At 73.8% G+C, this 13,766-nt stretch carries 12 protein-coding genes; 3 read left to right on the forward strand and 9 right to left on the reverse strand.

All coding sequences use genetic code 11. The features are described from left to right. Positions 1–19 precede the first annotated feature (19 nt). The 3 genes from B7C62_09025 to B7C62_09035 all read right to left on the reverse strand — a co-directional run bounded on the left by B7C62_09025 (position 20) and on the right by B7C62_09035 (position 3,625). Entirely contained in the window at positions 20–1,936 is a 1,917-nt protein-coding gene (locus B7C62_09025) for a DNA primase (GenBank protein ARF72398.1), read from the reverse strand. A 69-nt stretch (positions 1,937–2,005) separates the two neighbouring features. Then, the gene (locus tag B7C62_09030; GenBank protein ARF72399.1) at positions 2,006–2,893 is read right to left on the reverse strand and encodes an SAM-dependent methyltransferase; all 888 of its coding nucleotides are present in this window, start codon (positions 2,891–2,893) and stop codon (positions 2,006–2,008) included. A gap of 114 nt (positions 2,894–3,007) precedes the next feature. Further along, on the reverse strand, positions 3,008–3,625 hold the full coding sequence (locus tag B7C62_09035) for an XRE family transcriptional regulator (protein ARF72400.1): 618 nt from the start codon (positions 3,623–3,625) through the stop codon (positions 3,008–3,010). 82 nt (positions 3,626–3,707) lie between these two features. Here B7C62_09035 and B7C62_09040 point away from each other — a divergent pair, with 82 nt between their 5' ends. Next, positions 3,708–5,405 (forward strand): MFS transporter, encoded by a 1,698-nt coding sequence (locus B7C62_09040; GenBank protein ARF72401.1) that lies wholly within the window; start codon positions 3,708–3,710, stop codon positions 5,403–5,405. Here the strand turns inward: B7C62_09040 and B7C62_09045 are convergent. The 3 genes from B7C62_09045 to B7C62_09055 all read right to left on the reverse strand — a co-directional run bounded on the left by B7C62_09045 (position 5,296) and on the right by B7C62_09055 (position 8,923). Then, the gene (locus B7C62_09045) at positions 5,296–6,555 is read right to left on the reverse strand and encodes an FAD-dependent oxidoreductase (GenBank protein ID ARF72402.1); all 1,260 of its coding nucleotides are present in this window, start codon (positions 6,553–6,555) and stop codon (positions 5,296–5,298) included. The genes B7C62_09040 and B7C62_09045 overlap by 110 nt on opposite strands. Positions 6,556–6,680: 125 nt before the next feature. Next, complete coding sequence (locus tag B7C62_09050) at positions 6,681–8,057, reverse strand: deoxyguanosinetriphosphate triphosphohydrolase (protein ID ARF72403.1); 1,377 nt, start codon at positions 8,055–8,057, stop codon at positions 6,681–6,683. Positions 8,058–8,110: 53 nt separating this feature from the next. Next, positions 8,111–8,923 (reverse strand): hypothetical protein, encoded by an 813-nt coding sequence (locus tag B7C62_09055; GenBank protein ID ARF72404.1) that lies wholly within the window; start codon positions 8,921–8,923, stop codon positions 8,111–8,113. A gap of 154 nt (positions 8,924–9,077) precedes the next feature. On the opposite strand from B7C62_09055, the gene B7C62_09060 reads away from it, so the two are divergent. Next, on the forward strand, positions 9,078–9,887 hold the full coding sequence (locus B7C62_09060) for a hypothetical protein (protein ARF77061.1): 810 nt from the start codon (positions 9,078–9,080) through the stop codon (positions 9,885–9,887). Between the two features lie 205 nt (positions 9,888–10,092). Beyond that, a complete protein-coding gene (locus B7C62_09065; protein ID ARF72405.1) occupies positions 10,093–12,183 on the forward strand; it encodes a nitrite reductase in 2,091 nt (696 codons plus the stop codon). Here the strand turns inward: B7C62_09065 and B7C62_09070 are convergent. From B7C62_09070 to B7C62_09080, 3 genes are all read right to left on the reverse strand, one after another. Then, a complete protein-coding gene (locus tag B7C62_09070) occupies positions 12,146–12,646 on the reverse strand; it encodes a hypothetical protein (protein ARF72406.1) in 501 nt (166 codons plus the stop codon). The two genes, B7C62_09065 and B7C62_09070, sit on opposite strands and share 38 nt — an antisense overlap. Beyond that, positions 12,643–12,984 carry a divalent-cation tolerance protein CutA gene (locus tag B7C62_09075; GenBank protein ARF72407.1) on the reverse strand — a complete coding sequence of 114 codons (342 nt, stop codon included), beginning with the start codon at positions 12,982–12,984 and terminating at the stop codon, positions 12,643–12,645. Before B7C62_09075 ends, B7C62_09070 begins: the two co-directional genes overlap by 4 nt. A gap of 62 nt (positions 12,985–13,046) precedes the next feature. Beyond that, positions 13,047–13,655 (reverse strand): NADPH-dependent FMN reductase, encoded by a 609-nt coding sequence (locus tag B7C62_09080; GenBank protein ARF77062.1) that lies wholly within the window; start codon positions 13,653–13,655, stop codon positions 13,047–13,049. Positions 13,656–13,766 lie beyond the last annotated feature (111 nt).

The following is a 13,766-nucleotide window of genomic DNA, read 5'->3' on the forward strand; positions in this document are numbered from 1 at the left end:
GGGTGCGCGGGAGGGGCCCTCAGAGCGCGTCGGCGCCCCGTGCCCGCAGGGACTGCGCGTACTGCTGGAGCACCCAGACCTCGTTCTGCGCGGCGGCCAGGTCGTCGGGGGCCACATGGCTGCCGAGGCGGGCGAGACTGCTCTGTACGTCGTTGATGCGGCGGTCCACGGCGCGCAGCCGGACGTGGACGAGCTGCATTCCGGCGTAGGTCTCGTCGATCGTCTTGCCGTGGAAGACCTCGACGGCGAGCTCGGTGACGAGGTTGCGCACGGAGTCGTCGGGGGCCGCGTCCATGACGGCGACCAGATACTCGCGGCTGTCGCCGAGGCCGCGCTCGGCGCCGCCCGCCTCCTCGATGCACCGTCGCACGGCCGCGTAGGGCGCGGCGGTGAACTCGTCCACGCCGTACGCGTCGAAGGCCGGGCAGACCAGGGCGGGCTTCTGGAGGGCCAGCTTCAGGAGCTCGCGCTCGGTGCGGTGGGCGGGGCTGCGGAGGTGGAGCGCGGGGCCGGAGAAACCGGCGGGGGCCGGGGCGCTCTGCTGCGGGGCGCCGGGGCGCGGGCCCCGGGGGCCGCCGCGCTCCCCCTTGGTGTCGCCGCCCTTGCTCCGGGCCCAGTGGGCGAGCTGGGCGACGCGGCGGACGACGAATTCCTGGTCGAGGATGCCGACGAGCCCGGCGAGCTGGACCGCCACCTCGCGCTGCACGCTGCTGGTCTTGATTTTGGAGACGACGGTGGCGGCCTCGTCGAGCGCGGCAGCACGGCCCGCCGGGGTCTCCAGGTCGTACCGGCCGACGATCTGGCGCAGCGCGAACTCGAAGAGCGGGGTGCGCGGCTCGACCAGGTCGCGTACGGAGTCGTCGCCCTTGGCCAGCCGCAGGTCGCACGGGTCCATGCCGTCCGGGGCGATGGCGATGTACGTCTCGGCGGCGAACTTCTGGTCGTCCTCGAAGGCGCGCAGGGCGGCCTTCTGACCGGCCGCGTCACCGTCGAAGGTGAAGATCACGCGGGCACTGCCGTTGTCCATGAGGAGGCGGCGCAGGATCTTGATGTGGTCGTTGCCGAAGGCGGTGCCGCAGGTGGCGATGGCGGTGGTGACCCCGGCGAGATGGCAGGCCATGACGTCGGTGTAGCCCTCGACCACGACGGCGCGGCTGGACTTGGCGATGTCCTTCTTGGCCAGGTCGATGCCGTACAGCACCTGGGACTTCTTGTAGACGGGGGTCTCGGGGGTGTTCAGGTACTTCGGGCCGTTGTCGTCGTCGCGGAGCTTGCGGGCGCCGAAGCCGACGATGTCCCCGGCGGTGTCGCTGATCGGCCACATCAGCCGCCCGCGGAAGCGGTCGATGGGGCCCCGGCGGCCGTCCTGGGAGAGGCCGGAGGTGATGAGCTCCTTGTCGCTGAAGCCCTTGCCGCGCAGATAGCGGGTGAGGTGGTCCCAGCCGGCCGGGCTGTAGCCGACGCGGAAGTGGGTGGCGGCCTCCTGGTCGAAGCCGCGCTCGGCGAGGAACTTCCGGCCGATCTCGGCCTCGGGGCTCTCCAGCGCTCGGACGTAGAACTCGGCGGCGGCCTGGTGGGCCTCGATCAGCCGGATGCGTTCGCCGCGCTGGTGGGAGGGGTTGTAGCCGCCCTCCTCGTACCGCAGAGTGATGCCCGCCTTGGCGGCGAGGCGCTCGACCGTCTCCGAGAAGGAGAGGTGGTCGATCTTCATCACGAACGCGATGGTGTCGCCGCCCTCCTGGCAGCCGAAGCAGTGGAACAGACCCTTGGAGGGGCTGACCTGGAAGGAGGGGGACTTCTCGTCGTGGAAGGGGCAGAGTCCCTTGAGGTTTCCGCCGCCCGCGCTGCGCAGTTGGAGGTACTCGGACACGACGGCGTCGATCGGGACCGCGTCCCGTACCGCCTTCACGTCGTCGTCGTTGATCCTGCCCGCCACGTGTGAAGTCTACGGGTGGGCTCGGACAACCCGACGCCGCCGGGCCCCCGCCCAGCTCCGGCACGGGGGTCAGGCCGGGCGGCGGGCGGCCCAGGCGGTGCGTTCGGTCCGTACGGTGAGGTCGTCGCGGCGCAGGAGGGAGCCGGGGCCCCCGGTGTCGAGCAGCCGGTCGAGCGCGGCCAGGTCCTCGGGGGCGAGCCCGTCGGCCACACTGCGGCGCAGCCGCCGGAGGCTGCTCAGGGCGTAGGCGCGGACCGCCTCGGCGCGAGCGCCCTCCGTCCGGTCCGCACGGACTCCCTCCGCCCCGTCCGTCCGGCCGGTGTCCACCGTGATCACGTGCTCGTCCTCGACCGTGAATCCGGCCCCGGTCAGCACGGGGCCCCAGTCGGCGCCCCGGTGCGGCACGTGTTCGGCGTGGAAGCGGGCGCTCACCTCGTGGCAGCGGTCCTCCAGACCGGGCCGGTCCTCAGGGGCGTCGGCGGGCAGGAAGCGGGGGAAGCCGGACAGCTCCACCACGGCGAGGAGCCCGCCGGGGGCGAGCAGGCCGTGGACGGTGCGCAGGGCCCGGCCGGGGTCAGCCATGTGGTGCATCGAGGCCGACGCCCACACCAGGTCGGGCGTGCCGAGGTCGGGCCAGTCGGCGGCGTCGAGGTCGGCCTGCACGGTCCGTACGCGCCCCTCGTCGCCCCGGGCGCACGCCTTCTCCCGCACCCGCTGGAGGTGCGCGGCCGAGGTGTCGACGGCGGTGACGTGGGCTTCGGGGAAGCGGTCGAGGAGGGCGAAGGTGCCCGCTCCGGTACCGCACCCGAGGTCGACGATCCGGCGGGGCGGGGCGTGGAGCGGGAGCCGGTCGATGAGGGCGGCGGTGTGCTCGCCGAGGACCTGGGCGTCCAGATCCAGGATCTCCGCCTCGCCGTGGTGGTCCGGAACATGGGTGTGGGTGTGTGTCCGTGTCATGGGGCCCACGCTAGGACGGTCATGCGCTTACGGCACGGCCTCTCCCGATACTGGCAAGGAGTCGGCCGTTCCGGATGCGGGGCGCGCAAGCGGAGCCCGTACGCGCCCCGGGCGTCATGTCGTGTTCGGCAGGTCCGGCGCGCAGTCCTTCGCGGCTCCCCGGCCCTCGCGCAGATGGCCGCGGCGGGCGTCGCGGTCGAAGATCCCGAGGATCTCGCACGGGCCGCCCTCGGCCCCGATGGCGTGCGGCAGCATCGTGGGGAACTCGGCCGCCTGGTTGGTCTCCACGCGGAAGCGGCGGTGGCCCAGCAGGAGGGTCGCGGTGCCGGAGAGGACGACGAGCCACTCCCGGCCGGGGTGGGCGCGCATCCGGGCCGGGTTGTCCGGCGGCGGCTCGGTCATCCGCTGCCGTACGACGGTCATACCGGGATCGCCCTTGACGGGCCAGCGCATCAGCCCGTGGGCGCCGTCGATCATCGGGCTGGTGATGACGTCGTCCGAGGCGGTCTCCACGAGCTGGTCCAGGGTGGTGTCCAGGGCCCGGGCCAGCGTGACGAGCTGGTCCAGGGCGAGGCGGCGCTGCCCGTTCTCGATGCGGCTGAGCGAGGACTGACTGAGGTTCGCCCGCCCGGCCAGCTCCTCCAGGGACCAGCCCTGGGCCACCCGCAGGGCACGGATGCGTTTGCGTACGAGGCTGTCCAGATCACCATCATCTTGCTCCATGCGCAACATCGTATGCCCTGAACGCAAAGCGCGCTTAGCGTCGTGGCGCGGGTCCGGAACAGCCGGGCCCCGTACGACGTGAGAGGCACCCATGAGAACGCATCCGCCCGCGCCGGGCGCGCCGTCCGGTCCCGGACCTCAGGCTCCGGCCGCCGCCGAACTGGACCCGCCCGGTCCGCGTCAGCTCCGCATGATCCTGATCGCCGTCTCGGTCGCGCTGATGGCGGTCATCGCGTCGGTCTCCGGGCTGAACGTGGCCCAGACCGATCTGGCCGTCGAGTTCGGCGCCTCCCAGTCCACGGTCCTGTGGATGATCAACATCTACACCCTGACCCTGGCGGCCCTGCTGCTGCCGCTCGGCGCGATCGGTGACCGGATCGGCCGGAAACCGATGCTGGTGGCCGGACTGACCGTCTTCGGCGCCGCGAGCGTGCTGGCGGGGCTGGCGCCGACAGCGGAGGTCATGCTCGGCGCCCGGGTCCTGAGCGGGACCGGGGCCGCGATGATCATGCCGATCACCCTGGCCGTGATCACCTCCACCTTCCCCGAGGAGGAGCGCGGCAGGGCGATCGGCGTCTGGACCGGGGTCGCCGGGGGCGGCGGGATCATCGGCATGTTCCTCTCCGCGCTGCTCGTGGACGTGGCGAGCTGGCGGTGGCTGTTCGTCCTGCCGGTCGTGCTGATCGTGCTGGCGCTCGCGATGACCCTGCGCTCGGTGCCCGACTCCCATGAGCGGACCGGGCACTCCTTCGACACCGTCGGCGCCCTGACCTCGGTCGCCGCCGTGACCGGCCTCATCTTCGCCCTCCAGGAGGGCCCGGAGAAGGGGTGGAGCGCCCCGGTCACCCTCTCCACCCTCGCCCTCGGCGCCCTCGGCACCGCCGCCTTCGTGGCCCGGGAGCTGCGCCGCCGGGAGAGCGCCCTGCTGGACGTACGGCTCTTCCGCGAGCGGCGGCTCGCCAGTGGTTCGGTCACGCTGCTGGTGGTCTTCGGGGTGCAGGCGGGGATCGCCGTGGTGCTCTTCCCGTTCCTCCAGGCGGTGCTGGGCTGGTCCGGGCTGCTGTCCACCCTGGCGCTGATGCCGATGGCCGTCCTGATGATGCTGACGTCCGGGCTCGCCCCGCGACTGGCCGCGCGGGTCGGGGCCCGTACGACCATGGCCACGGGCATCGCGCTGGGCGGGACCGGACTCGCGCTGATGGCCCTCTTTGTCTCCGTGGGCGGCGGCTACCTCTCCGTCCTTCCCGGGATGCTCGCGATGGGCCTCGGCATGGGGCTGGCGATGACCCCCTCCACCGAGGCCATCACCGCCTCCCTGCCGCGTGAGCGGCAGGGCGTGGCGTCCGCGCTCAACGACGTGACCCGTGAGTTCGGCACCGCGCTCGGGGTGGCCCTGCTCGGTGCGCTGCTGTCGGCCGGTTACCGCGGTGCCGTCGACGGCCGGCTGGACGGCATCCCCGAGGGCGCGGCGGACACCGCGCGCGAGGGCGTCGCCAACGCGGTCGAGGCGGCGGGCGGCGCCGGGCCGCACCGGGAAGCGCTCCTGGACGCCGCCCAGCGGTCCTTCGTCGACGGCTGGCAGCAGGCCATGTGGGCGGGGGTCGCCGTGATGGCCGCCCTGTTCCTCCTCGTACTCCTCCGTGGCCCGAAGAACCCGGCCCCGGCCCCCGCGCAGGTGGTCAGAGCAGGGACTCCAACGGCACCGACGGATCGGCCAGCGCTTCCGGATCGTGCTGCTGACCGGCTCGGATCAGCTCCTGGATCGTCTCCGTCACGTCCCACACGTTGACGTTCATCCCGGCCAGGACGCGGCGGTCCTTGAGCCAGAACGCGATGAACTCCCGCTTCCCCGCGTCACCCCGGATGATCACTTCGTCGTAACTGCCGGGCGGCGCCCAGCCGGAGTACTCCAGACCCAGGTCGTACTGGTCGGAGAAGAAGTACGGCACCCGGTCGTACGTCACCTCCTGGCCGAGCATCGCGCGGGCGGCGGCCGGTCCGCTGTTGAGGGCGTTGGCCCAGTGCTCGACGCGCAGCCGGACGCCGAGCAGCGGGTGAGCGACGGCGGCGACGTCCCCGGCGGCGTAGATGTGCGGGTCGGAGGTGCGCAGCGAGGCGTCCACGGCGATGCCGCCGCCGTGCGCCCGCTCGGCCATCTCCAGTCCGGCGGCCTCGGCGAGGGCGGAGCGCGGGGCGGCGCCGATCGCGGCGAGCACGTCGTGGGCGGGGTGCTCCTCGCCGTCGTCGGTACGGGCGGCCAGCACCATGCCGTCCTGGCCGGTGATCTCGGTGAGGCGGGCGCCGAAGTGGAAGCGGACGCCGTGCGAACTGTGCAGCTCGGTGAAGATCTGGCCCAGTTCGGGGCCGACGACCTGGTGCAGCGGGGTGGCCTCCGACTCGACGACGGTGACCTCGGCCCCGTACCCCCGGGCGGCGGCGGCGACCTCCAGGCCGATCCAGCCGCCCCCGGCGATCACCAGGTGGCCGTTGTCGCGGCCGAGGGCGGCCAGCACGTTGCGCAGCCGGTCGGCGTGGGCGAGGCGGCGCAGATGGTGGACGCCCGCCAGCTCGGTGCCCGGGACGTCGAGACGGCGGGGTTCGGAGCCGGTGGCGAGCAGCAGCTTGTCGTAGTGGATGACCGTGTTGTCGCCGAGCTGCACGGTCTTCGCGTACCGGTCGAGCGCGGTGACGGGCTGGCCGAGGTGGAGCTCGATGTCGGCGCCCGCGTACCAGGGGCGCTCGTGCACGAAGACGCTGTCGCGCTCCTCCTTGCCGCCGAGGTAGCCCTTGGAGAGCGGCGGGCGCTCATAGGGGTGGTCGCGCTCGTCCCCGATGAGGATCACCCGGCCGGTGAACCCCTCCGCGCGCAGTGTTTCGGCCGCCTTCGCCCCTGCGAGTCCCGCTCCGACGATGACGAACGTCCGATGTGCGTCGACCACTTGATGCCTCCTCAGTACTGTGCTGCGCGGCGCCCCCGGCTGCGAGCGTCCCGCACGCAGCGTGATGACGAAAGAGGGTGTGCCCCGGACAGGTCACCCCCAGTGGTCAGGTTCCAGTCTGCCTCTCAGCCCCGGCGGGCGGTGAGCGCGGCGTGCAGGGATCGTGCGGAGGCGTCGGTGAGGGCGGCGATCTGGTCGACCAGGACGCGCTTACGGGTACGGTCGTCGGCCGCCTGGTCGAACAGGGCCCGGAAGTGCGGCTCCAGGCCCTCGGGGGCGCGGGCGGTGAGGGCGGCGGCCAGCTCGGCGATGACAATGCGCTGGTCGGCGCGGAGGGTCTCCTGCTCGGCGCGCTGCATCACATAGCGGTCGGCGACCGCCTTGAGGACCGCGCACTCGTTGCGGACGGCACGCGGAACGACCAGCTCCGCCCCGTACCGGGTGAGACGGCCGGGCCCGTACACCTGGCGGGTGGCGATCTCGGCCTCGGTACAGAAGCGGCCGATGAGCTGGCTGGTGGCGTCCTTCAGGCGGGCCTGGGCCACGGCGGAGCCGTCGTAGCCGTGCGGCCACCACTCCTGGTCGATCAGCCGGTCCAGGGCCTCGGCCAGCTCCTGGGGGTCGGTGTCGGCGGGGACGTACCGGCCGATGGCGACGGCGAAGATCTCCTCGCGCTCCGGCTCGGCGTAGAGGCAGTTGGGGTCGATGTGACCGGCGTGCAGCCCGTCCTCGACATCGTGCACCGAATACGCCACGTCGTCGGACCAGTCCATCACCTGGGCCTCGAAGCAGGTGCGGTCCTCGGGCGCCCCCTTGCGCGCCCACGCGAAGACCGGGATGTCGTCCGCGTACACCCCGAACTTCACCGAGTGCGGGTCGGTGGGGTGCTCGCCGCGCGGCCAGGGGTACTTGGTGGCGGCGTCCAGGGCGGCCCGGGTCAGGTTGAGGCCGACGCTGACCAGCTCGCCGGAGCGCGGGTCGCGGACGAACCGCTTGGGCTCCAGCCGGGTCAGCAGCCGCAGCGACTGGGCGTTGCCCTCGAAACCGCCGCAGTCGGAGGCGAAGTCGTTGAGCGCCTGCTCACCGTTGTGGCCGAACGGGGGGTGGCCCATGTCGTGGGCGAGGCACGCCGTCTCCACCAGGTCCGGGTCGCAGCCGAGGACCGCGCCCAGCTCGCGGCCGACCTGGGCGCACTCCAGGGAGTGGGTGAGCCGGGTGCGGGGGCTGGCGTCCCAGGCCGGGGAACGTGTGCCGGGCGTGACCACCTGGGTCTTCCCGGCGAGCCTGCGCAGCGCGGCGGAGTGCAGCACCCGGGCCCGGTCGCGCTGGAAGGCGGTGCGGCCGGGGCGCTTGTCCTCCTCGGTGTCGAAGCGCTCGGTGTCGGCCGGCCCGTAACCGCTCCCGGCGCCCCGCTCACTGTGCGCTCGCGCCCCGTGCGCCGCCTGTGTGCCGTGTGTGCCGTGTGTCTGATCTGCCCCGCGTACGCCCTGTGTGCCGTCCATGGCTCCGACAGTAGCGACCGGGACCGACAACGTGCCGTGAGCGGGCCCGGGAGTCAGGCGGAAGCGAGCAACCTCACTGTCCCGGAAGGGGCGGTGGCGGACAGTGCCTGGTCGTAGCGGTGCAGGAGCAGCCGGGCCATCGCGGGGTGCGCGCCGAGCGGAACGGCGGCGGTACGGGGCGCGGCCCCGGCGGCGGCGCTCGCGAAGCGGCCGGGCGCGGTGAAGTACGAGGCGGTGAACGTACGGTGACGGCCCCGGGCGGCCAGCGCGCGCAGCGCGGCGGGGACGGTGGGGGTGGCGGCGGAGGCGTAGGCGGGGACGACGGGCACCCCGCCGAGCCGTTCGGCGAGCATCCGGGCCGTACGCCGGGTGTCCTGGGCGGAGTCGGGGTCGCGGGACCCGGCGGCGGCGAGGACCACGGCGGCGCGGCGGCTCCCCTCGTCGGCGGGGTCCCAGCCCGCCTCCACGAGCCGCCCGTACAGCGCCTCCACCAGCAGGGGGTGCGGCCCGAGGGGGGCGGCGATCCGGGTCCGTACGCCGGGGGCGCCGGCCGCCGCCGCGGGCAGGTCGTGCTTGACGTGGTGGCCGCGCCCCAGGAGCAGCGGTACGAGGACGGCGTCGGCCCCGCGGAGCCCGTCCAGGGTGTCCGGGAGCAGCGGCCGGTTCAGCTCGATGTGGCCGAGCCGGACGTCGAGCCCGGGGCGCAGGTCACGGACCCGGTCCAGGAGCGCGAGAACGGTGCGCAGGGCCTGCGGGTCGCGGCTGCCGTGGGCGACGACGAGGAGGGTGGGCGGGGCGGTTGGGTCGTGCGGGGTGGCTGGGGCGGTGGGGAGCCGGGGTGCGGTGGAGGGCCGGGTGCGGTGCATGGGCCGATCGTGCCGGGCGGAGGTTGCCGGGCCGTTGCGCGAGGGTCACGGAGGTTTTCCGTCGGCTCACGGCGGGGGGTCAGCCGGTGTGCGGGGCGGGGGCCTGCACCCGTTTCTGCCGATCGGCGAACCTTTCGGGCGTTTCGCTCGTCAGGTGGGGTGGGACCGAACGACGGTACGAACGACGACATGGACAACGAGGGGGGCTCCCGTGCGGGGGATGCGAGGGACGGGACGGGCGCGGGGGACGCAGGAGGCGTCGGAGACCGGCGCGAAGGGGCAGGGGCAGGGGCGGTGGCTGCGGCTGCCGCGCTCCCGCCGGGGTCAGCGGCTCGCCGTACAGGGCCTGATGGCGCTCTGTGTGCTGGCGCTGCTGCCCGCGACCTGGATGCGGGTGGGCGCCGAATCGCGGGTGGGGACCACGGCGGACGCCCCGGTGCGGGAGGTCGCCATGGTGTTCGGCGCCGGGCTGTGGAAGGGCCGGCCGACCCCGTATCTGGCGCACCGCCTTGACGCGGCGGCCGAGCTGTACCGGGCGGGGAAGGTGCGGGTCGTCCTGGTCACCGGGGACAACAGCCGGGAGGAGTACGACGAGCCGGACGCGATGCGCACGTATCTCACCGAGCGCGGGGTGCCGGACGACCGGATCGTCAGCGACTACGCCGGGTTCGACAGCTGGGACTCCTGCGTGCGGGCCAAGAAGATATTCGGGGTCGACCGGGCGGTGCTGGTGAGCCAGGGCTTCCACATCCACCGGGCGACCACACTGTGCCGCTCCGCGGGGATCGACGCGTACGGGGTCGGGGTCGAGGAGCCGAGGGACTCCACCTGGTTCTACGGCGGGGCCCGGGAGCTGGCCGCGTCGGGGAAGGCGGCCCTGGACGCCGTGCTCCGGCCCGACCCGCACTTCCTGGGCCCCCAGGAGGCGGGCGTGGCGGAGGCGCTGGCCGCGGCGACACCGTGAGCCCGGCTCCACCCCGGCCTGCGGGGAGCGGGCGCGGCGGCTACGAGGAGCGTCCGGCGGCTACGAGGAGCGGTCCGCCGCCTGCGGGAGCGGGGAGCAGGCACCCGGGCCTCACAGGGGTGCGGGTGGTGGGCTGAGGTGGGCGTTCCGGTGGCGTAACCGGGTGCCCCCGTCCCCGTAATACCGCTCTCGCAGGCTGGGCCCCATGACCGGTACCGATACGCCCGCCCTCACCCCCACCCACTGCCCCTACTGCGCCCTCCAGTGCGGGATGGCCCTGCGTCCGGTGGCGGGCCCGGAGGTGGCCGAGGTGGTGGAGCGCACCGGGTTCCCGGTCAACCGGGGCGCGTTGTGCGGCAAGGGAAGGACCGCCCCCGCCGTGCTGCGCCGGGGGGTCCGGCTGACGGCCCCGCTGGTACGGCGGCGGCCCGGCGGTGAGCTGGAGGAGGCGGGCTGGGACGAGGCGCTCGGGCGGATCGCCGAGGGGCTGGGCGGGGTGCGGGCGGTCCACGGGGCGGACGCGGTGGGGGTGTTCGGCGGAGGGGGGCTGACCAACGAGAAGGCGTACGCGCTGGGTAAGTTCGCCCGGGTCGTCCTCGCCACCTCGCAGATCGACTACAACGGCCGGTTCTGCATGTCCTCGGCGTCGGCGGCGCATCAGCGGGCGTTCGGGCTCGACCGGGGGCTGCCGTTCCCGCTGGAGGACATCCCGCGTACCGGGTGCGTGATCCTGGTCGGGTCGAACCTGGCCGAGACGATGCCGCCCGCGCTGCGGTATCTGACGGAGCTGCGGGCGAACGGGGGCCGGCTGATCGTGATCGACCCGCGCCGCACCCGCACCGCCGAGCAGGCGGACCTGCATCTGGCGCCCCGCCCCGGCACCGATCTGGCCCTGGCGCTCGGGATGCTGCATCTGGTGGTGGCGGAGGGGCGGGTGGACGAGGAGTTCGTACGGACCCGTACGCGGGGGTGGGAGGAGGCGCGGGCCGGGGCGATGGCGCACTGGCCGGAGCTGGTGGAGCGGATCTGCGGGGTGGAGGTGGCGCGGCTGCGGAAGGCGGTGGAGCTGTTCTGCGGGGCGGAGAGCGGGATGGTGCTGACGGCACGCGGGCCCGAGCAGCAGGCCAAGGGCACGGACACGGTGGGCGCGTGGATCAACTTCTGCCTGGCCACCGGGCGGGCGGGGCGACCGCTCTCCGGGTACGGGTGCCTGACCGGGCAGGGCAACGGGCAGGGCGGCCGGGAGCACGGCCAGAAGGCCGACCAGCTGCCCGGCTACCGCAAGCTGACCGACCCGGCGGCCCGCCGCCATGTCGCGGAGGTGTGGGGCGTGGACCCGGACGGTCTGCCGGGGCCGGGGCGGAGCGCGTACGAGCTGCTGGACGCGCTGGGCCGGGACGTGCGGGCGCTGCTGGTGATGGGCTCCAACCCGGTGGTCTCCGCCCCGCACGCCTCGCACATCGAACGCCGCCTGGCCTCCCTGGACTTCCTGGCGGTGGCGGATGTCGTCCTCTCCGAGACGGCGGCCCTGGCGGATGTGGTGCTGCCGGTGACCCAGTGGGCGGAGGAGAGCGGGACGACCACCAGTCTGGAGGGCCGGGTGCTGCTGCGGCGGCGGGCGCTCGACCCGCCGGGGGGGGTGCGCAGCGACCTGGAGGTGCTGCACGCCCTGGCCGGGCTGCTGGGCCACGGCAAGGGGTTCCCGGCCGACCCGGCGGAGGTCTTCGACGAGTTGCGGCGCGCCTCGGCGGGCGGTGCGGCGGACTACGCGGGCATCACCTACGAGCGGATCGCGGCGGAGGACGGGGTGTTCTGGCCCTGCCCGGACCCGGACCACCCAGGGACGCCCCGGCTCTTCCTGGACCGGTTCGCGACGGCGGACGGCCGGGCCTCCTTCGTACCGGTGGTGCACCGGGCGGCGGCCGAGGAGACGGACCGGGAGTACCCGGTGGTGCTGACGACGGGACGGGTGGTGGCGCAGTACCAGTCGGGGGCCCAGACCCGCCGGGTGGACGAGCTGAACGCGGCGGCCCCGGACCCCTTCGTGGAGCTGCACCCACGCCTGGCGGAGCGGATCGGGGTGGCGGAGGGCGACCTCGTCGCCGTGACGTCCCGGCGCGGGCGGGCGGTGGCACCCGCCCGGATCACCGGGGTGATCCGGGCGGACACGGTGTTCATGCCGTTCCACTGGCCGGGTGAGGGGAGGGCCAACACGCTGACCAACCCGGCGCTTGACCCGGTGTCGCGGATGCCGGAGTTCAAGGTGTGCGCGGTCCGCCTGGAGGCCGCCGGGTGATCCACCGCCCCTCGGCGATGACGCTGCCGCCGGTGCGGAGGGAGCGGGTGACGGCGGCAGCGGCGAGATAGACCCAGGCGCGGGTCACCGGAGGCTCCTCCCCCGGAGGCTCCTCCCCCGGCAGCTCGACCTCCCGGACGACGCGCTCGTACAGATTGCGCGGGTGGCCGGGCCCGAGGTACTCCTCCAGATGGTCCAGGAGCCCGAGCAGTTCCCCGTACACCCCGGGCGCGGCGGTGAGCAGGGTGCCGTGGACCCGGCCGTGGCCGTCGATGGCGTACGGGTAGCCGGGGCCGTCGTACAGCAGGGCCCGGGGCAGGACGGCGGCCCGCTCCCCCGCCGTACGCCCCCGGAGGAACAGGTCGTGGTTGGGTTCGCCGGGGAGCAGCGTCCCGTAGACGAAGAACGGCAGCTCGTCGGTGGGCGGGGAGCCGGGGTCCAGGGTGCTCATGGCCGCCGTCACAGGGCGGCTGCGGGGGCCGTCTCCGCCGAGACCCAGCCGAGGTAGCGGGCGCTGCCCCGGACGACGGGGACGGCGATGATCTCCGGGGTGTCGTAGTCGTGCGCCTCGTGGAGGTACTCCTCCAGTTCGTCGTACCGCTCGGCCGCCGTCTTGAAGAGCACCTGCCACTCCTGGGAGGACTCGATGGCGTTCTGCCACCGGTAGACCGAGGTGACGGGTGCGGAGATCTGCGCGCAGGCCGCCAGCCGGGCCTCCACCGCCCCCTGCGCCAGTTCGTGGGCCTTCTCCTCGCTGTCGGTCGTGGTCAGTACGGTCAGCCATGCCGGCGGCGCTGTCATCGTCGGTCTCCTCGGGTACGGCGGGCACCCTGCCCGTGCTCCGATTGTCGGCCCGGAGAGGGTCAGGCGCCGTACGGATGCCGGTTTCGCGCGTCGCGGAGGGCGTGGCCCCACCAGACCAGCTGGTCCAGGAGCGCCTTGGCCGCCCCCTCGGCCTCCGCCGGGTCGCGGTGCTTCCCCTCGTCGTCGAAGAGGCCGCCCGCGTTGGGGAAGGAGACGGTGTCGCGGACGGAGACGGTGTGCAGTTCGGCGAAGACCTGCCGGAGCTGCTCGACGGCCCGCAGCCCGCCGGACCGGCCGCCGTAGGAGACGAAGGCGACGGGTTTGGCCTGCCACTCGGCGTGGTGCCAGTCGATGAGGTTCTTCAGCGGGGCGGGGAAGGAGTGGTTGTACTCGGGCGTGACGACGACGAAGGCGTCGGCCGCCGCCAGCCGCGCCGAGACCGCCTCGACCCGGGCCGCGTCCTCGGGCGCGGGGCGGAAGGAGAGGGCGGTGGGGAGGTCGGCGGCGGCGACATCGACGAGCTCGGTCTCGATCCCGTCGTACCGGGCGGCCCGGCCGAGGAACCAGTCGGCGACGACCGGCCCGAAGCGGCCTTCCCGGTTGCTGCCGAGGATGACGGCGACCTTGAGGGGGACGGGGGGCGTGGTGGGTGCGGATGCGGTGTCCATGGCGCCGAGCATTGAGCCTCAAGCTTGGTTGAGGTCAAGTCGCCCGGGAAAGTCGCGGAAGGGGCCTGTAGCGTGATGCCCTCGTGGCGTCTTCGGGGGAGGGCTTGCATG

This window comes from Kitasatospora albolonga, from assembly GCA_002082585.1.
Lineage (GTDB): Bacteria > Actinomycetota > Actinomycetes > Streptomycetales > Streptomycetaceae > Streptomyces > Streptomyces stephensoniae.

What these genes read in the sequence shown, in the direction of transcription:
- B7C62_09030 (ARF72399.1), bottom strand. Translation starts at nt 2,893, where the DNA reads ATGACACGGACACACACCCACACCCATGTTCCGGACCACCACGGCGAG.
- B7C62_09035 (ARF72400.1), bottom strand. Translation starts at nt 3,625, where the DNA reads ATGTTGCGCATGGAGCAAGATGATGGTGATCTGGACAGCCTCGTACGC.
- B7C62_09040 (ARF72401.1), top strand. Translation starts at nt 3,708, where the DNA reads ATGAGAACGCATCCGCCCGCGCCGGGCGCGCCGTCCGGTCCCGGACCT.
- B7C62_09050 (ARF72403.1), bottom strand. Translation starts at nt 8,057, where the DNA reads ATGGACGGCACACAGGGCGTACGCGGGGCAGATCAGACACACGGCACA.
- B7C62_09055 (ARF72404.1), bottom strand. Translation starts at nt 8,923, where the DNA reads ATGCACCGCACCCGGCCCTCCACCGCACCCCGGCTCCCCACCGCCCCA.
- B7C62_09065 (ARF72405.1), top strand. Translation starts at nt 10,093, where the DNA reads ATGACCGGTACCGATACGCCCGCCCTCACCCCCACCCACTGCCCCTAC.
- B7C62_09075 (ARF72407.1), bottom strand. Translation starts at nt 12,984, where the DNA reads ATGACAGCGCCGCCGGCATGGCTGACCGTACTGACCACGACCGACAGC.
- B7C62_09080 (ARF77062.1), bottom strand. Translation starts at nt 13,655, where the DNA reads ATGGACACCGCATCCGCACCCACCACGCCCCCCGTCCCCCTCAAGGTC.